General features: G+C 50.0%; 1 rRNA gene. It reads left to right on the forward strand.

Going from position 1 to position 256, the window contains the following annotated elements:
* Window positions 1–137: 137 nt before the first annotated feature.
* Window positions 138–254: ribosomal RNA gene (gene rrf, locus CES79_RS12505) — 5S ribosomal RNA — on the forward strand.
* The last annotated feature ends 2 nt before the right edge of the window (window positions 255–256 follow it).

Here is a 256-nt window from a genome sequence, read left to right on the forward strand (position 1 = left end):
GATAGGCTAGAAGTGGAAGTGCAGCGATGCACGGAGCGGACTAGTACTAATCGGTCGAGGACTTAACCACGAGTAGTGGTGTTCATCGGTAAAAGAAATTGATATTGTCTAGTTTTGAGAGCATCAGTTCTCAATAGTGTGGTGGCGATAGCCTGAAGGATACACCTGTTCCCATGCCGAACACAGTAGTTAAGCTTCAGCACGCCAAGAGTAGTTGGGGGATCGCCCCCTGCAAGGGTAGGACGTTGCCACGCTA

This window comes from Secundilactobacillus silagei JCM 19001, from assembly GCF_002217945.1.
Taxonomy (GTDB): Bacteria; Bacillota; Bacilli; order Lactobacillales; family Lactobacillaceae; genus Secundilactobacillus; species Secundilactobacillus silagei.